At 71.9% G+C, this 16,315-nt stretch carries 16 protein-coding genes; 9 read left to right on the forward strand and 7 right to left on the reverse strand.

Annotated elements, in window-relative coordinates; genetic code table 11:
* Window positions 1–5 precede the first annotated feature (5 nt).
* Genes DSC45_RS26050 through DSC45_RS26070 form a run of 5 tightly spaced genes read right to left on the reverse strand, consistent with a single transcriptional unit; the run spans window position 6 to window position 5,107 of the window.
* Window positions 6–857, reverse strand: a complete 852-nt coding sequence (locus DSC45_RS26050) for an ATP-binding cassette domain-containing protein (protein ID WP_119294386.1) — start codon at window positions 855–857, stop codon at window positions 6–8.
* Window positions 854–1,693 carry an ATP-binding cassette domain-containing protein gene (locus DSC45_RS26055; protein ID WP_119294387.1) on the reverse strand — a complete coding sequence of 280 codons (840 nt, stop codon included), beginning with the start codon at window positions 1,691–1,693 and terminating at the stop codon, window positions 854–856. Before DSC45_RS26055 ends, DSC45_RS26050 begins: the two co-directional genes overlap by 4 nt.
* Window positions 1,690–2,604, reverse strand: coding sequence for an ABC transporter permease (locus DSC45_RS26060; RefSeq protein ID WP_119294388.1), 915 nt, complete (start codon window positions 2,602–2,604; stop codon window positions 1,690–1,692). Before DSC45_RS26060 ends, DSC45_RS26055 begins: the two co-directional genes overlap by 4 nt.
* On the reverse strand, window positions 2,601–3,548 hold the full coding sequence (locus DSC45_RS26065) for an ABC transporter permease (protein WP_119294389.1): 948 nt from the start codon (window positions 3,546–3,548) through the stop codon (window positions 2,601–2,603). The genes DSC45_RS26060 and DSC45_RS26065 overlap by 4 nt, the downstream gene beginning before the upstream one ends.
* Window positions 3,545–5,107 (reverse strand): ABC transporter substrate-binding protein, encoded by a 1,563-nt coding sequence (locus DSC45_RS26070; RefSeq protein ID WP_119294390.1) that lies wholly within the window; start codon window positions 5,105–5,107, stop codon window positions 3,545–3,547. The genes DSC45_RS26065 and DSC45_RS26070 overlap by 4 nt, the downstream gene beginning before the upstream one ends.
* A 63-nt stretch (window positions 5,108–5,170) precedes the next feature.
* Between DSC45_RS26070 and DSC45_RS26075 the strand changes: the two genes are divergently transcribed.
* The 4 genes from DSC45_RS26075 to DSC45_RS26090 all read left to right on the forward strand — a co-directional run bounded on the left by DSC45_RS26075 (window position 5,171) and on the right by DSC45_RS26090 (window position 8,612).
* Entirely contained in the window at window positions 5,171–5,983 is an 813-nt protein-coding gene (locus DSC45_RS26075) for an IclR family transcriptional regulator (protein ID WP_119294391.1), read from the forward strand.
* A complete protein-coding gene (locus tag DSC45_RS26080) occupies window positions 5,980–7,047 on the forward strand; it encodes a serine hydrolase domain-containing protein (RefSeq protein WP_119294392.1) in 1,068 nt (355 codons plus the stop codon). The genes DSC45_RS26075 and DSC45_RS26080 overlap by 4 nt, the downstream gene beginning before the upstream one ends.
* 28 nt (window positions 7,048–7,075) lie before the next feature.
* Entirely contained in the window at window positions 7,076–8,044 is a 969-nt protein-coding gene (locus tag DSC45_RS26085) for a DUF3048 domain-containing protein (protein WP_119294393.1), read from the forward strand.
* 97 nt (window positions 8,045–8,141) lie between these two features.
* Entirely contained in the window at window positions 8,142–8,612 is a 471-nt protein-coding gene (locus DSC45_RS26090) for a DinB family protein (RefSeq protein WP_119294504.1), read from the forward strand.
* A 48-nt stretch (window positions 8,613–8,660) separates the two neighbouring features.
* On the opposite strand, the gene DSC45_RS26095 is transcribed toward DSC45_RS26090, so the two are convergent.
* Together DSC45_RS26095 and DSC45_RS26100 are read right to left on the reverse strand one after the other, a co-directional pair.
* On the reverse strand, window positions 8,661–9,518 hold the full coding sequence (locus DSC45_RS26095; protein WP_119294394.1) for an SMP-30/gluconolactonase/LRE family protein: 858 nt from the start codon (window positions 9,516–9,518) through the stop codon (window positions 8,661–8,663).
* 5 nt (window positions 9,519–9,523) lie between these two features.
* Window positions 9,524–10,294 carry an IclR family transcriptional regulator gene (locus DSC45_RS26100; protein WP_119294395.1) on the reverse strand — a complete coding sequence of 257 codons (771 nt, stop codon included), beginning with the start codon at window positions 10,292–10,294 and terminating at the stop codon, window positions 9,524–9,526.
* 426 nt (window positions 10,295–10,720) lie between these two features.
* On the opposite strand from DSC45_RS26100, the gene DSC45_RS26105 reads away from it, so the two are divergent.
* From DSC45_RS26105 to DSC45_RS26125, 5 genes are all read left to right on the forward strand, one after another.
* A complete protein-coding gene (locus DSC45_RS26105) occupies window positions 10,721–11,869 on the forward strand; it encodes a mandelate racemase/muconate lactonizing enzyme family protein (protein ID WP_119294396.1) in 1,149 nt (382 codons plus the stop codon).
* Window positions 11,870–11,886: 17 nt separating this feature from the next.
* A complete protein-coding gene (locus DSC45_RS26110) occupies window positions 11,887–12,924 on the forward strand; it encodes a zinc-dependent alcohol dehydrogenase (protein WP_119294505.1) in 1,038 nt (345 codons plus the stop codon).
* Between the two features lie 130 nt (window positions 12,925–13,054).
* Window positions 13,055–14,035 (forward strand): hypothetical protein, encoded by a 981-nt coding sequence (locus tag DSC45_RS26115; RefSeq protein WP_119294397.1) that lies wholly within the window; start codon window positions 13,055–13,057, stop codon window positions 14,033–14,035.
* A 222-nt stretch (window positions 14,036–14,257) separates the two neighbouring features.
* Complete coding sequence (locus DSC45_RS26120) at window positions 14,258–15,256, forward strand: DUF3048 domain-containing protein (RefSeq protein WP_119294398.1); 999 nt, start codon at window positions 14,258–14,260, stop codon at window positions 15,254–15,256.
* Window positions 15,257–15,419: 163 nt separating this feature from the next.
* The gene (locus DSC45_RS26125) at window positions 15,420–16,229 is read left to right on the forward strand and encodes an N-formylglutamate amidohydrolase (RefSeq protein WP_119294399.1); all 810 of its coding nucleotides are present in this window, start codon (window positions 15,420–15,422) and stop codon (window positions 16,227–16,229) included.
* The last annotated feature ends 86 nt before the right edge of the window (window positions 16,230–16,315 follow it).

Genomic DNA, 16,315 nt, shown 5'->3' on the forward strand with positions numbered 1-16,315 from the left:
GCGGGTCATCGGGCGCCTGCCGTCCGGCGCGTGCGGTAGCCGTCGGGGCGCGGCACCGCAGCGAGCAATTCGCGGGTGTAGGGGTGCTGCGGGCGCTTGAGTACGTCCTCGGCGGTGCCGCTCTCCACGACGCGGCCGCTGCGCATCACCGCGACCCGGTCGGCGATCTGCTGGACGACGGCCAGGTTGTGCGAGACGAACACGTAGGTCAGGCCGAGGCGCTGCTGCAGATCGGTGAGCAGGTCGAGCACCTGGGCCTGGACGGAGACGTCGAGCGCGCTGGTGGGTTCGTCCAGGACCACGAGCCCGGGTTCGGGGGCGAGTGCGCGGGCGATGGAGACGCGCTGGCGTTGGCCGCCGGAGAACTCGTGCGGGTAGCGGTCCTGCAGGGCCGGTTCGAGGCCCACGGCAGTGAGGAGTTCGCCGACCCGCGCGCGCAGCTTCGGTCGTCCGCGCCGGCCGCGGTAGGTGGGGTCGTGGGTGACCAGGGGTTCGCCGATCACGTCGGTGATGCGAAAACGCGGGTTCATGCTGGAGTACGGGTCCTGGAGCACCACCTGCATCCGGGCGCGGGCGCCGCGCAGTTCGGCGGCGGACAGGCCGGCGAGGTCCCGTCCTTCCAGCAGGACGGTGCCCGCGGTCGGTTCGAGCAGCGCGAGCAGGAGGCGGGTGAGGGTTGTCTTGCCGGATCCCGACTCCCCCACCAGGGCGAGGGTTTCGCCTTCGGTGACGGTGAGTGAGATGTCGTCGACCGCGACGGTGGCGGCGTCGCCGGTGCCGAACACCTTGCGCAGACCGTTGAGTTCGAGCAGCGTCCGTCCTGCTCCGGTCGTCGTGCCGGCTCCAGATGTCGTCATGCCGGCTCCAGTCGGGGTGTGGCGGCGAGCAGGCGACGGGTGTAGTCCTGCTCGGGCTTGTCGAAGACGTCGGCGACCCGGCCGGTCTCCACGACCCGGCCGTGGTGCATGACCACGACCCGGTCCGCGGTCTCGGCGACCACGCCGAGGTCGTGGGTGATCAGGACGACGGCCATGCCGTGCCGGTCGCGCAGTTCGTCGAGGAGTTCGAGGATCTGCCGCTGCACGGTGACGTCGAGGGCGGTGGTGGGTTCGTCGGCGATCAGGATCCGGGGGCGTCCGACCAACGCGGTGGCGATCATGACGCGTTGGCGCAGTCCGCCGGAGAGTTCGTGCGGGTACTGGCGTGCGCGGCGCTCGGGTTCCGGGATGCCGACCTCGCCGAGTGCGCGGATCGCTTCGGCGCGGGCCTCGGCGCGGGTGGCTCCGCGGTGGCGGCGGAGTACTTCGGCGACCTGGTTGCCGACCCGTTGCAGCGGGTCGAGGCTGGTCATGGGGTCCTGGAAGACCATGGCGATGTCGTTGCCGCGCACTTCGCGCAGCTTCTTCTCCGGCAGGGTGAGCAGGTCGCGGCCGTCGAGCAGGATGCGGCCCGCGGTGTACTCGCAGGGCGGCTCGGGGTTGAGTCGCAGTACGGAGAGCATGGTGGCGGACTTGCCGCTGCCGGACTCGCCCACCACAGCGAGGGTTTCGCCCGCGTGGAGGTCGAAGCCGACTCCGCGTACGGCGTGCACGGGCCCCGATCCGAGGCGGAAGTCGATGGTCAGGTCCTCGATCCGCAGCAGCGGATCCGCCTCGGTGGCGTGCTCGGCGGGGCTCTCGGGTGCTTGCTTCATCGGCGGTACGCCTTCGGGTCTGCGACGTCGCGCAGGGCGTCGCCGGTGATGTTGATGGCGAGGGAGGTGAACATCAGGGCGAGGCCGGGGAAGACGGCGACCCACCAGGCCGTGCCGAGGTAGAGCTGCCCGTCGGCCAGCATGGCGCCCCAGGTGACGATCTCCTTGGGTACACCGAGCCCCAGGTAGCTCAGCGAGGCCTCGGCGACGATCGCGGCGGCGATGTGCAGGGTGCCGATCGTCGCGAGCGGCGCGGTGACGTTGGGCAGCAGGTGCCGGCGCAGGATCGTGGTGTCGGTGACACCGGTGGCGCGCGCCTGGGTGATGTAGTCCCGCGAGCGCAGCGAGAGCACTTCGGCGCGTACGACACGGGCGTACGAGACCCAGCCGGTGAAGCCGAGGACGAGTACCACGTTCCACAGGCCTGAGCCGAGGAAGCCGACGATGGCCAGCGCCAACAGCAGGGACGGAAAGGCCAGTTGGATGTCGGCGGCGCGCATCAGGAGGCGGTCGAAGCGTCCGCCGCGGAAGCCGGCGAAGAGTCCGCAGGCCGCGCCGACGACACCGGCGAGCAGCGCCGCGCAGACACCGACGAGCAGCGAGATCCGTGCGCCGTGGATCACCCGGGAGAGCAGGTCGCGGCCGAGCTGGTCGGTGCCGAGCAGGTGACTCGAGGTACCGCCGTTCTGCCAGGCCGGGGGCTTGAGGCGGACGAGGAGGTTCTGCGCGGCGGGGTCGTACGGCGCGAGCCAGGGCGCGAAGAGCGCGGCGACGGCCATCAGGACGAGGACGCCGAGGGCGATGGCGGCGAGGCGGTTGCGGAGCAGGACGCGCAGGGCGCCGGTGCTCGCCTTGGTCGGGTCCGCCTGCGGCGCGGTGGCCGCCGGTTCGGTGGTGGGTGTGGTGGTCATCGCTGGGCCCGCACTCTCGGGTCGAGGAGGCTGTAGGACAGGTCGACGAGCAGATTGACGAGGACGAAGGCGGCGGCGAAGAACAGCACGGCGGCCTGCACCATCGGGAAGTCGCGGTCCGAGATGGCCTGGACGGTGAGCCGTCCGATGCCGGGCCAGGAGAAGACCTGTTCGGTGAGGATGGCGCCGCCGAGCAGTCCGCCGAATTCGAGTCCGATCACGGTGATGGTGGGCAGGGCGGCGTTCCGCAGGCCGTGGGCGAGGACGACCGCGCCGGGGGTGAGGCCCTTGGCGCGCGCGGTGCGGATGTGGTCGGAGCCGAGTACGTCGATCAGTGAGGAGCGCAGCAGTCTCGCGATCACGGCCACCGAGTAGACGGCCAGGGTGACGGCGGGCAGTACGAGGTGGGCGAAGGTGCCGTATCCGGAGGCGGGCAGCGCGCCCAACTGCACGGAGAACACCAGGATCAGCAGGATCCCGATCCAGAACGGCGGGGTGGACTGCCCGAGCAGTACGGCCGTCATCACCGAGGTGTCGCCCGCGCGGCCGCGGCGCATGGCGGCGTAGATCCCGGCGGGGATGGCGATGACCAGCGTGAGGACCATGGCGCCGAAGGCGAGTTCCAGGGTGGCGGGCAGACGCTCGCCGATGACGTCCGCGACCGGCCGGCCGTGCACGAGCGAGTCACCGAGGTCGAACCTGAGCAGGCCCCACAGGTAGTCGCCGTACTGGGCGATCAGCGAGCGGTCCAGGCCGAGTTGGGCGCGCAGGGTGTGCTCCTGGGCGGCCGTCGCGTCGGGCGGCAGGAGTTGCTTGACGGGGTCGCCGGAGAGCCGGACCAGGAGGAAGGCGAGGGTGGCGACGGCGAACAGCACGCCGATCGCGGTGGCGAGGCGGCCCGCGGCCTGCCGCAGCAGGGGCGCCGCGGTGGCGGTGCGGCTCATCGGGAAACCTCCGCGCTCTCCATGGCAAGGGAGCCGTTGATGATCGGGGTCCAGCGGGCGCGGGTGGTGCGCGCCAGGATGATGTCCTGCTGGTAGAGGGAGACGAAGGGGGCTTCGTCGAGCATGAGTTGCTGCAGTTCGCTGAACGCCTTGGTGCGCTTCTCCGGGCTGACGGACAACTCCTCGGCGTCGATGAGTTCGTCGGCTCGGTCCGATGTCCATCGGGACTGGCGGCGGTCGCTGCGGACGTTGGACTGCAGCATGCTGCTGCCGTCGAGCGTCCACACCGAGCTTGCCGCCAGGTAGAGCGGCCCGAGGGCGCGCCGGTTGTCGGAGGTGAGCCGGGAGGAGTACGTACCGGGGTCGAGGAGTTCGACCCGGGCGCGGATGCCCACTCGGTCGAGCAGCCCGGAGATCGCCTCGGCGACCTGGGCGTCGGTGTTGGACGCGGTCAGTGTGGTGGTGAAGCCATCGGGGTGACCGGCCTCGGCGAGCAGTCGGCGGGCCTTGCGCAGGGAGCGGCGGTACGGCTTGACGGAGTCGTCGAAGCCGAACGTGCCGTGCGGGACCATGGCGGGCACCTCGCGGGCCTTGCCGTCGAGGACCGCGTCGATGAGCAGGGGGACGTCGATGGCGTGGTTGAGTGCCTGGCGCACACGGCGGTCGCGCAGCGGGCCGGACTCGGTGTCGAGGTTGAGGTAGGCGGCGCGGGTTCCGGGGTGGTTCTCGAGTTCCACGCCCGCGTATCCGGACAGCTGGCGGGCGGCATCGGGGGTGAGGCCGGTGACCAGGTCGATCTCGCCGCTCTGCAGGGCCGCCAGTGCGGACGCCGGGTTGGGCAGCGGGCGGAAGACCAGCTCCCGGATGTTCGACGTGCCGTGGAAATGGCCGGTGCTGCGGCGCATCCGCAGTTCGCGGTCGCGGCGCCACGAGGTGAAGCGGAACGGTCCGGTGCCCACCGGGTGGCGGGCGAAGGCCGAGTCGCCCACCTCGGCGATGTGTTTCGGGGGTACGACCACACCGCCGAAGAGGGACAGCTTGTCGGGCAGGATCGGGTCGTGCTGGGTGGTGTGGATGTCGACGGTGTGCTCGTCGACGACCGTCACGCTCTTCACGTACCGCAGTTCGACGATCGGCGAGCGGGTGGCGGGATCCAGGATGCGCTCGATGCTGAATTTCACCGCGGCCGCGTCGCACGGTTCCCCGTTGTGGAAACGCACTCCGCGCCGCAGCCGGAAGCGCCAGGTGGTCGGGGAGCGCACGGCCCAGCTCAGGGCGAGGCGGGGCGCGAGGCGCCCTCGGGTGTCGCGCGCGGTGAGGGTGTCGAAGATATTGATCAGGACGTTCATGGTGATCATGTCGCCCTGTTTGTGCGGATCGAGGGTCGAGGGATCCTCGGTCTGCGCCACCCGCAACTCCCCGCCGCCCGGGGCTCCCGCCGCGGTTCCGCAGCCGGTGAGCGCCCCGGGGAGGGCGAGGGCAGGCACCGCGAGCCCCCCGAGCCGCAGGGCCCCACGACGTGACATGCCTGGATGGGTCACTCGCCACGCACCCTTCATGAGTTCCGTTGAACAGTACGGTCGTTCCGTTCACCGGAACGCGGTTGGGTTAAGCTAAGCGACATGACGAAGGCGGTCAACACCCGAACGGGCCACGAGATCAGCGCCAAAGGCCCTGTCGACAAGGCGCTGGAGCTGCTCGACGCCCTCGTGCAGCCCGAAGGCCCGCACCGGCTCGCGGATCTCGCGGCCCACACCGGGCTGCCCAAACCGACGGTCCACCGGCTCCTGGGCACGCTGGCCACGAACGGCTTCGCCACCGCACTGCCCGGCGGCCGCTACCGGGCGGGCCCTCGGCTGCTCGGGCTCGCGGCGACCGCACTCGCGGACAGTCCCGAGCTGCGCCTGGCCCGGCCCGTGCTCGCCGATCTCCGGTTGCGAACCGGGCAGTTGGCGCACTACTCGGTACGCGACGGGGACACCGCCGTGCATCTGGCGCACTCCGAACCGGCGGACACCTACCGGATCCCGGTCCGCGCGGGCGGCAGCGTCCCGCTGCATACCAGCGCCGTGGGCCTCGCGATGCTCTCCGCGCTGCCGGCCCAGGAGGTCGCGGACACGCTCGGCAGCGCCGCCCTTCCCGCGATCACTCCGCGCACGGTCACCGACCCCGAGGCGGTACGCGCCGCACTCGACGAGGTGCGCACCCGGGGGTTCGCGGTGGACGACGAGTACACCGAACCCGATGTGCGCGCCGTCGCGGCACCGGTGATCGGGGCGGACGGCCGACCGGTGGGAGCGATCGGGATCGTCGGTCCGACGTTCACCCTGGACGACGCCGGTGTGGCGATGTACGGGCCGATGGTGCGCGCCGCCGCCGGACTCATCTCACCGGCCAACGGCGGGAGTTCACCGCTCGGACTGGTGCACGGATGAGCCCGCTGCGAAGCCTGCTCACGGAGGCCAGACGCCGACGGATCTTCTCCGCGGCGGCCTGGTCGGTGAGCACCGCGCACGGCACACTCGACGCCGGCCGGGTGGGCACCCGCCAATGGGGCGGTCCCGAACTCGACGGCACCGAACTGTGGGACCTGGCTTCGGTGACGAAACCGGTGGTCGGCCTCGCGGTCCTCGCCCTCGTCGACAAGGGCGCACTGGCCCTCACCGACCCGCTCGCCGAGCTGTTGCCCGACTACCGCGGCACGGACAAGGCCGGCATCACGGTCGCCCAACTCCTCGCGCACACCTCGGGATTGCCCGGCGGAGTGCCGCTGTACCGGAGTGCGCCCACCCGTCCGGAACTCCTCGACACCCTGCGCTCCCTGCCTCTGGCCACGCCACCCGGCACGGCCGTGGCCTACTCGTCCCCCGGCTTCATCCTGCTCGGTCTGCTCGCGGAGACCGCGGCCGGCCGGCCCCTCGACGCGGTCGTCAGCCAACTCGTCGCCGAACCACTGGGGTTGACCGGCCTGACCTTCACCCCGGACGCGGCAGCGCGCACCAGCGCCGTCTCCACGGAACACTGCACCTGGCGCGGCCACCTGGTCACCGGCGAGGTGCACGACGAGAACGCGGTGGTGCTCGGCGGCGTCGCGGGCCATGCCGGCCTCTTCGCCCCGCTCGCCGACGTGGAACGCCTCGGTCGCGCGCTACTGCGGGGCGGTGAGGGGGTATTGGGGCCCGCCGCCTTCACGGAGATGACCCGGTGCCACACCGACGGACTGCTGCTGCGCCGCTGCCTCGGCTGGCAGGGCCTCGACCCGGTGGGCTCGCCGGTCGGCAGCGCACCGGGCCCCGATTCTTACGGGCACACCGGGTTCACCGGGACCAGTCTCTGGGTGGATGCGGTCGCCGGTCGCAGTTATGTGCTGCTCACCAACCGCGTGCACCCGCGCCGGGACGGCCGCAGGTTCCCCGCCGTCCGGCGGGCGTTCCACCATCGGGCGGCACGGATCCCGGACTGGACCGAACCGGACGCGCAGGGGCTCAATACGGCCTGAGGCGGCCATAGTTGGGTATCGGACCTTCATGAGACGCCGAGCGTTCCTCAGTGGTTCGGCCGCCGTCGGAGCCGGCACACTCCTCGGCGCAGCCGCCCTTGCCGCCTGTACGGTCGAGGGCCGCGCGCCGGGCGGCGGATCCGACGACACACCGGAGCCCGACGAGTCCGGCTCCGCGGCCGGCCGGCCGCGCGACGACCCCACCGTCCTCGCCGTGAAGATCGACAACGCCCCTGCGGCCCGCCCGCACACCGGCCTCGCGGAAGCCGACATCATCCATGTCGAGCAGGTCGAGTCGGGGATCAGCCGACTGCTCGCGGTGTACGCGGCGGCCGGCCGTCTCCCGAAGGCGATCGGTCCGGTGCGCAGCGCGCGCGAGACCGACCTCGCCCTCCTCAGGCAGTACGGCGAGCCGGTACTCGCCTATTCCGGGGCGCAGTCGAAGCTGGAACCGCTGATCGACGCCGCCCCGCTGCACCCGCGGACCCCGGAGTCCACCGGCGGCGCGTACTACCGTTCCACCGACCGGCCCGCACCGCACAATCTGTATCTGCGGCCGCGTGAACTGGACCCGGCGCCCGACGCCGACCGGATCACCGCGTACGGCCTGCGCTTCGGCGCCGCACCGTCCGGCGGGCAGCGACGGGCCACTCACACGGTGCGCTTCCCGGCCGCGCGCTTCGAGTTCACCTGGTCCGGGGCCGACCGGCACTGGCAGGTCGCGATGGACGGCGGCGCCTCCCCGCACGCCCCGGCCTCGGTTCTCGTCCAGTACACCCGCGTCCGTGACTCCGGCTTCAAGGACCGCTGGGGCAACGTCTCGCCGTACACCGAGACCACCGGCTCGGGCCAGGTGCTGCTGCTGCGCGACGGCCGCGCCCACGACGGCCGATGGAGCCGCCCGGACGAGGGCGCGCCGACCCGGTACACCGACGCGGAGGACCGCCCGCTGGCCTTTCCGCAGGGGCAGATCTGGGTGGTCTACGTACGACAGTGAACGGGCCCCGCGCAGGGCTGCGTACGCTGGCCGTCGTACCCCGGGCGACGGAGCCGGGCGCAGCTGGGAGGTGGCCACCGTGCCGGATGACGCATGCATGACCGCGGGCGAGAAGGAGAGTCTGCGGGCCAGTCTCGACCGCCAACGCGACGTGGTGCTCTGGAAGTTGCGTGGGCTCGACGACGAGCAGCTGCGGCGGCCGCTCACCCCGTCCGGGACCAGCCTGCTCGGCCTGGTGAAGCATCTGGCGTGCTGCGAGTACGGCTGGTTCCGCCTGGCCTTCGACCGCTCCGCGGAGCCGCTGCCCGAGGAGGAGGGCGCGGACTTCCGGATCGGCCCCGGGGAGAGCACGGACGACGTGGTCGCCTTCTACACCCGCGCGCGGGCCGCGGCGGACCGGACGATCGACGACCTCGATCCTGAGGCGCGGGGCCAGTTCCCCGGCGGCATCGTGTCGTTGCGCTTCGTGCTGATCCACATGATCGAGGAGACCGCCCGGCACGCCGGCCATATGGACATCGTCAGGGAACTCATCGACGGCGCGACGGGCGAGCGTCCGGGGGCGTGACGGCAGGACGATCCGGCCGGCACCGCCACTCCAGGGTGCCTCGTCCCCTCAGCCTCCGAAGGGCGCCTCCTGCCGCCCCTGCCCGATACCGGGGACCACCAGGAGCGACCCGTCCGGTCCGGGCGGATCGCCGAGCCCGGTGCGCGCGCTGGTGATGTACAGATCGCGCAGCCCGGCCCCGCCGAAGGCGCAGGACGTCGGCCGCCGCACCGGGAGTTCGAGCGTGCGGTCGAGTTTGCCGTCCGGTGTGTAGCGGCGGACCGCGCCGCCGTCCCAGAAGGCGACCCACAGGCAGCCGTCGGCGTCCACGCACAACCCGTCGGGTGATCCTGAACCCGGCGGCACGGTGACGAACGGCCTTCTGTTACCGGCCTGTTGGGTGTCGGGGTCGAAGTCGAGCACATCCACGCGCAGGGTCGGGGTGTCGACGTAGTACATCCGGTGGCCGTCCGGGCTCCATCCCGTGCCATTGCTCACCGTGACCGCGGTGAGCTGCTCGGTGGCGGAGCCGTCCGGGGCGATCCGGGTGACGTTTCCGCCGCCCGGCCGGTCGTCGTAGAACATGGTTCCCGCCCAGAGCGCGCCGTCCGGGGCGACCATCGCCTCGTTGCCGCGGCGGCCGGGGACCGGGTCGTGGTGCAGCCAGCGGAAGGATCCGTCGGCGGCGTAACGGCCGATGCCGTCGCGGAGGTTGACCACCAGGCCGCCGGTGACGCACGGCTTGGCCGCGCCCACATGCTGCTCGGTGGCCAGCACGGTGCGGCGGCCGGTGTCCGGCGCGAAGGTGTGCACTCGGGAGGCCAGGATGTCCACCCAGATCAGGCGGTGGCCGCTCTCGTCCCAAGTCGGTCCCTCGCCGAGTTCCGCATCGGCGCGGACGGCGACCTCGGCGCGCGCCGCGCCCATCGCCCTCACGCCGCACCCCGGTGACCGAGGCGTGCGGACAGCTCGGCGGCACCTTTGGCGGCGAGCTCCGCGAGCTCCGCCTCCCTCGCGTCGCTCCAGCGGATCATCGGCACCGAGATGGACAGGGCGGCCACCACCCGGCCCGTGCGGTCGCGGACAGGGGCGGCGACACAGCTCACGTCCGGGTTGGACTCGCGGTGTTCGGACGCCACACCGCGTTGTCTGGTCTCGTCGAGTGTGGCGCGCAGGGTGGCCGGTTCGGTGATGCTGTGCGGGGTCATCGCGGTCAGTTCGAGGTCGGCGAGGCGGGACTCGAGCTCCGCCTCGGGCAGCGCGGCGAGCAGCATCTTTCCCACCGACGTGCAGTGGGCGGGCAGTCGACGGCCTGCGGCGGAGACCATCCGGACCGCGTGGGTGGAGTCGACCTTGGCGATGTAGATGACGTCGGTGCCCTCGAGGATCGCGACGTGCACCGTCTCGTCGCAGGTGTCGGCCACTTCGGTGGCGACCTGCCGGCCTTCCGCGGCCAGGTCCAGGTCCTCGGAGTACCGGCTGCCGAGCTGGTAGGTGCGTACGCCCAGGCGGTAGCGGCCGGGGCGGGCGGGGACCGGGACCAGGTAGGAGCGGGCGGTGAGTGTGGCGATCAGTTCGTGCACGGTCGTGCGGGGCAGGCCCAGGCTGCGGGTCACCTCGGGTGCGGAGAGCGTGCCGTCCCCTTCGAGGAAGAGTTCCAGTATGTCGAGCGATCTGGTGACCGCCGGGACGAGTCGCGCCATCGCCGCCCTCCGCGTTGCATCGTCGAATCGGTTGCCGGGTGGGGTTGTTGCTTCTTCAAGTCGGTCTCGAGCCGGTGGGCGCTCGAGCCGCTCCGGCCGTGGGTCCTTCATCCCTGGACCCTTCAGTCGTGGGCCCGTGAGCCTTCGAGTCGAGGTCACGCACGCAGTCGTTCGAAACTTCGGTCATCGGCCGGAATCGCGAACACAGGCTAAGCGCCCCGCGCTTCACCGGGCAATGCCCGCACGGGACCCTTCCGCGCCGCCGGAACGCCCGAAGCGGTCCCGAGCGCACCCATTGACACTGCTCCCGACCCCTGATTACGGTCACGCCACCATTTCGAACGGGTGACGAAATCTCGAACAACCCGCTGCGGAGCCAGGCTACTTCGAGCCCACCCACCTCGACCCAACCAAGGGGCAACTGCCTTGCGTATCACGGGAATCAGCACGCACGTCGTCGGGACGCCCTGGCGCAATCTCACGTATGTGCAGGTCCACACCGACGAGGGCGTCACCGGCGTCGGTGAGACCCGGATGCTCGGCCACACCGACGCGCTGCTCGGCTACCTCCGCGAGGCCGAGGCCAACCACCTGCTCGGCAGCGACCCGTTCGCCGTCGAGGACCTGGTGCGCAGAATGAAGTACGGCGACTACGGCCGGGCCGGCGAGATCGTGATGTCCGGGATCGCCTGCGTGGAGATGGCCTGCTGGGACATCAAGGGCAAGGCGCTCGGCGTACCGGTGTGGCAGCTCCTCGGCGGCAGGGTCACCGACCGCGTCAAGGCGTACGCGAACGGCTGGTACACCACGGAGCGGACCCCCGAGGCGTACCACGAGGCGGCCAAGGGCGTCGTCGCCCGCGGCTACCGCGCCCTGAAGATCGACCCGTTCGGCACCGGCGCCATGGAACTCGACCACGCCGGCACCCGGTACGCCGTCTCCCTGATCGAGGCCGTACGGGACGCCATCGGTCCGGAGACGGAGCTGATGCTGGAGATGCACGGGCGATTCAGTCCGGCCACCGCCGTGCGCCTGGCCCGTGAGTTCGCGCCGTTCTCCCCGGCCTGGCTGGAGGAGCCGGTCCCGCCGGAGAACCTGAAGGCGCTCGGCAAGGTCGCCCAGCAGGTGGAACTGCCGGTCGCGACCGGTGAGCGCATCCACGACCGCATCGAGTTCCGTGAGCTCTTCGAGTCCCAGGCCGCCGACATCATCCAGCCGGACGTCGGCCACATCGGCGGCATCCTGGAGACCCGCAAGCTGGCGGCCACCGCCGAGACCCACTACGTACTCGTCGCCCCGCACAACGTGGGCGGATCGGTCCTGACCGCGGCGTCCCTCCAAGTCGCCGCCTGCACACCGAACTTCAAGATCCTCGAGCACTTCAACGATTTCGCCGACGGCGAGATCAAGAAGGTGGTCGAGGGCGCACCCGAGGTCGTGGACGGCTACTTCCGACTGCCCGAAGCTCCGGGCCTCGGCGTCGAGTTCGACGCGGACGCGGCGGCCGAGTTCCCCCAGCAGCAGGCCCGTTTCGACCTGTGGGCCGAGGGCTGGGAGAAGAGGTCACCCAAGTGAGCGGCAGCACCGTTGAGTTGACAGGTGACCAAGGGCCGGGGGCCGAGAGTCGCTCGGTACTCGTGGACCGTCCCGGCAGCCATCGGATCATCCGGCAGGCGCTCCCCGAACCCGCTGCCGGAGAAGTCCGCCTCCGGGTCGCGGCAGCCGGCATCTGCATGAGCGACCGCGAACTGTACGACGGCCGCCGGGCCCCGGGTTATGTGCGCTACCCGGTGGTCCCGGGGCACGAATGGTCCGGCACGGTCGACGCGGTCGGCACGGGCGTCGACGCGGCACTGGCCGGCCGCAAGGCGGTGGCGGAGGGCTTCCGCGCATGCGGCACCTGCGCACGCTGCCGGCACGGCGACACCAGCCTGTGCACGGGCGGGTACGCGGAGACCGGGTTCACCGAGCCCGGCGCGTTCGCGGACCACCTGGTCGTGCCCGCCCGCCTGCTGCACCTGCTCGACGACGGCGCGGACCTGCGGGCTGCGGCGCTCCTGGAGCCCGCGGCGGTCGTCGCGGGCGCGGTGCGCGCGGGGGCGCCCGTACCCGGCGAACGGATCGCCGTGGTGGGGGCCGGCACGCTCGGCCTGCTCGCGGTGCAGCTGCTCCGGGCCGGATCGCCCGGGGAACTCACCGTGATCGACCCGCGTACCACGCGCACCGAACAGGCAGTGGACCTCGGCGCCACCGATGGCTGCTCACCCGCCGAAACCACCGCCAGGCAGGGCGAGTTCGACCTGGTTGTGGAGACGGCGGGCGCTGCGGACACCGCCCACGACGCCTGCCTGCTGGCCCGTCGAGGCGGCCGGGTCGTCCTGACCGGCATGTTCTCCGAAGGCGCCAAGGGCATCGACCCGGTGCATCTCTCGGTGAGTCAGCTGACCGTGCGCTCGGTCTTCGGCGCCGCCTCGTCCGCCTGGGCCGACGCCGTGCACGCCTTCAACCTGGGGCTGCTCGCCCCGGCCGGTCTGATCACGCACGAATTCCCGCTGGAGGACTACGGGGCCGCGGTCGCCCTGGTCGGCAGCGGCGACCCTGCCGTGGGCAAGGTGCTGCTCCGGCCCTGAACGCACGCCGGCCCCACGGAGCCGCACCCGGCCATCCGAACACCCTGCGGGATTCCGAACCCGCACCCCGGCGCGCGCACCCCACCCCGTACCGCAACGCACCGAACCACAGCGCGCCCCGGCACCACCGATCCAAAGGAGTCCCGTGTCCGCTCCCTCCGCCGAAGCACGCCGTCCCGGCGCAGCGGCGCTCGCCCGCGTCGGCCACCGCGCCCCCGATCTCGACCCGGCCGACGCCTCGCCGCACACGTTCCCCGACGGCGGCACCTGGCGTACCGAGATCCCGTCCGTGGAAGGCCCGGAGGCGCTGGCCACGGTGCTCGAGGAGAGTGCGCGTCTCGACGTCCCGATCCACCGCATCAGTCAGGGCAGCGGCATCTGGATGCTGTCCGACGCGGAGATCACCGCGATGGTCACGGCATGCGCCGAACGCGACATCGAGCTCTGCCTGTTCACCGGCCCGCGCGGCACCTGGGACACCGGCGCCGCGGCCCGCACCGACTCGGGCGGCGGCGGGCTGCGGGCACGTGGGCACGACGCGCTCGCCGGCTGTGTCGAGGACGCCCTGCGGGCCACCGAACTGGGCGTGCGCTGCCTGCTCGTGGCCGACGAGGGCGTCCTGTGGACACTGCACCGGCTGCGCGCGAACGGCGCGTTGCCCGCCGACACCACACTCAAGGTCTCGGCCCTGATCGGCCCCGTGAACCCGGCCTCGTACGCCGTCTTCGAGCGGCTCGGCGCCGACTCGGTGAATGTTCCGTCCGACCTGACCCTCGCCCAGCTCACCGAGATCCGCCGGCAGAGCGCGGCCCCGATGGACTTCTACGTGGAGGCACCGGACGACCTCGGCGGCTTCGTGCGGATGTACGAGGTGGCCGAACTGATCCGGCGCGGCGGCCCCATCTACCTGAAGTTCGGCCTCAGCAAGGCGCAGGGCATCTACCCCTACGGTGCCCATCTGCGCGAACACGCCCTGGCCACCGCCCGCGAGCGCGTACGCCGCGGCCGCCTCGTACTCGACCTGCTCGCCCGGCACGGCGCCGACGGCGGCATGTCGCCACTCGGGGCGAGGCTGCCCGGCCCGTTGCGGCGCTTCCCCGACGAGACCTGAGAACTCACGGAACAACTACCGCTGGATCAGCGGTGGTTGAACACGCCAGGACCTGTCCGCCACCAGATGCCCGACGGTCCACCTGCCGCGCCGCGAACCCGTGGCATCACGCCGGAAGGAGTGAACATCCCGGGGTGGATGGCGGTTTCGCGGTTCAGGCGGCCCCGCGCGAGGCATGTGTGCGCCAGCTAAGTCATCGGGGGGCCGACGGAGGCATTTTCCATGACGATCAAGACAGTGACCGGGACCCGACGCGGTACACGCCGTGCAACACTGCGCCGCGCCACCGTGCCCGCCCTGCTGACGGCCGGGGCACTCACGCTGGGCGCGGCGTACGGCAGCGGCTCGGTGAGCGCCGCGCAGGTGCCGCAGGAGAAGTCCCCGTACACGGGCGTCGAGGCGCAGCAGAGCGGCGTCCTCGCGGTGAAGTTCGACAACGCCCGCGGCGCCCGGCCTCATCAGGGCCTGAACAAGGCGGACATCGTGTACGTCGAGAAGGTCGAGGGCGGGATGAGCCGGCTGATGGGCGTGTACAGCGGCCGGCAGCCCGAGAGTGTCGGCCCGGTACGCAGCGCCCGCGAGTCCGATGTGGAACTGCTGCGCCAGTTCGGCCGCCCCGCGCTGGCCTACTCCGGTGTGCGCAGCGAGCTGAACAAGGTGCTGCGCGACTCCCCGCTGTACGCCCGCTCGCACGGCAGCGTCCCGAGCGCGTACCTCCGCAAGTCCGGCAGGCAGGCCCCCCACAACCTGTTCGTCCGCCCGCAGGCGATCCTCGAGTCGGCGCCGAACGCGAGCAGGCCGGCCGACATCGGCTTCCGCTTCGGTGCGGCACCCGCCGGTGGCACCAAGGCCGGCGAGCGCACCGTGCGGTACTCCGCGGCCAGTCACACCTTCCGTTGGTCGCCGTCGGACAAGCGCTGGAAGGTGTCGTTCGACGGCGCCGCGGCGATGCAGACCAACGGCCGGCAGATGGCCCCGCGCACCGTGGTCATCCAGCACGTCGACATGCCGCCGTCCAAGTACAAGGACGTCAACGGCGCATCGACGCCCTACATCGAGACGGTCGGCAGCGGCCGGGCCACGGTGCTGCGCGACGGCAAGGCGTACGCGACGCAGTGGAAGCGCCCCTCTGCGACGTCGGGCACCACGTTCACCCTCGCCGACGGCCGGCGGATGCCGTTCGCGCCCGGCCAGGTCTGGGTGGTGTACGCCGACCGCTGATCGACCGCGGGCGCATCAAGGCGCCGCCCCGCGCTGCATCGCGCGGGGCGGCGCCTTTACCGTGAGGGCGTACGACCGCCAGGAGCACGCACGTCCACCCCGCGGGACCCGTCCGACGGACGGTGCCGGCGCAAGGGTGCCTGCCGCCGTCCGGGAGACCGATATGCCCGCCACTTCCGATCCGCCCGCCACTCCCCTGCTGTTGGTGTCCGGCGACCCGGGCTCCCCCGTCCTCCTGCACATGCCGCACACCTCGCGCCATGTGCCCGAGGACGTGCGCCGGGACATCCTGCTCGACGACGCGGCGCTCGAGCGCGAACTGGACCACATCACCGATGCGCACACCGCACTGATCGCGGCACTCGCGGCGGACGGCGTCCCGGCCGGGAGCACGCCGTGGCAGGCGCTCGCCGGGCAGTCCCGGCTCGTGGTGGACCCGGAACGCTTCCCCGACGAGCGCGAGGAGATGCGGGCCGTCGGCATGGGCGCCGTCTACACGCACACCACGCACCGCGAACAGCTGCGCCCGACCGGCCACGACCCCGGACCCCTCCTCGACACCTACTTCCATCCGTACGCCCGGATGATGACCGAGGCCGTGGATGCCAGGCTCGCCGCGACCGGGCGGGCCGTGCTGCTCGATGTGCACTCGTACCCGACCGATCCACTGCCCTACGAGCTGCACGCGGCCGGGCCGCGGCCGGAGGTGTGCCTCGGCACGGACCCTTTCCACACCGGCCGCCGGCTCCGCGATCAGGCACGGGACGCGTTCGCGGACTTCGGCACCGGAACCGACAGTCCGTTCAGCGGGGCGTACGTGCCGCTCGCGCACTACGGGCGCGACGCGCGGGTGTCGGCGCTGATGATCGAGATCCGGCGCGATCAGTACATGAGCGAGCCGGGAGGCCCCGCGGGGCCCGGCGTGCGGGCTCTCGCCGCCGCCCTCGCCGAACTGATCAGTGCGGTGTCCTGACCTCCCGCAAGAACCTCCCGCCCGTCGTTCCCGACGCCCACGAAAGGCACAGCGCGTGACCACGACCGCCGGCAACTCTGCCGCAC

The sequence above is a fragment of the Streptomyces sp. YIM 130001 genome (genome assembly GCF_003574445.1).
Taxonomy (GTDB): Bacteria; Actinomycetota; Actinomycetes; order Streptomycetales; family Streptomycetaceae; genus Streptomyces.

Excerpts from the sequence above, each read along its gene's own strand:
- DSC45_RS26050 (WP_119294386.1), bottom strand. The coding sequence starts at position 857 with ATGACGACATCTGGAGCCGGCACGACGACCGGAGCAGGACGGACGCTG.
- DSC45_RS26055 (WP_119294387.1), bottom strand. The coding sequence starts at position 1,693 with ATGAAGCAAGCACCCGAGAGCCCCGCCGAGCACGCCACCGAGGCGGAT.
- DSC45_RS26060 (WP_119294388.1), bottom strand. The coding sequence starts at position 2,604 with ATGACCACCACACCCACCACCGAACCGGCGGCCACCGCGCCGCAGGCG.
- DSC45_RS26065 (WP_119294389.1), bottom strand. The coding sequence starts at position 3,548 with ATGAGCCGCACCGCCACCGCGGCGCCCCTGCTGCGGCAGGCCGCGGGC.
- DSC45_RS26070 (WP_119294390.1), bottom strand. The coding sequence starts at position 5,107 with ATGAAGGGTGCGTGGCGAGTGACCCATCCAGGCATGTCACGTCGTGGG.
- DSC45_RS26075 (WP_119294391.1), top strand. The coding sequence starts at position 5,171 with ATGACGAAGGCGGTCAACACCCGAACGGGCCACGAGATCAGCGCCAAA.
- DSC45_RS26080 (WP_119294392.1), top strand. The coding sequence starts at position 5,980 with ATGAGCCCGCTGCGAAGCCTGCTCACGGAGGCCAGACGCCGACGGATC.
- DSC45_RS26085 (WP_119294393.1), top strand. The coding sequence starts at position 7,076 with ATGAGACGCCGAGCGTTCCTCAGTGGTTCGGCCGCCGTCGGAGCCGGC.
- DSC45_RS26090 (WP_119294504.1), top strand. The coding sequence starts at position 8,142 with ATGACCGCGGGCGAGAAGGAGAGTCTGCGGGCCAGTCTCGACCGCCAA.
- DSC45_RS26095 (WP_119294394.1), bottom strand. The coding sequence starts at position 9,518 with ATGGGCGCGGCGCGCGCCGAGGTCGCCGTCCGCGCCGATGCGGAACTC.
- DSC45_RS26100 (WP_119294395.1), bottom strand. The coding sequence starts at position 10,294 with ATGGCGCGACTCGTCCCGGCGGTCACCAGATCGCTCGACATACTGGAA.
- DSC45_RS26120 (WP_119294398.1), top strand. The coding sequence starts at position 14,258 with ATGACGATCAAGACAGTGACCGGGACCCGACGCGGTACACGCCGTGCA.
- DSC45_RS26125 (WP_119294399.1), top strand. The coding sequence starts at position 15,420 with ATGCCCGCCACTTCCGATCCGCCCGCCACTCCCCTGCTGTTGGTGTCC.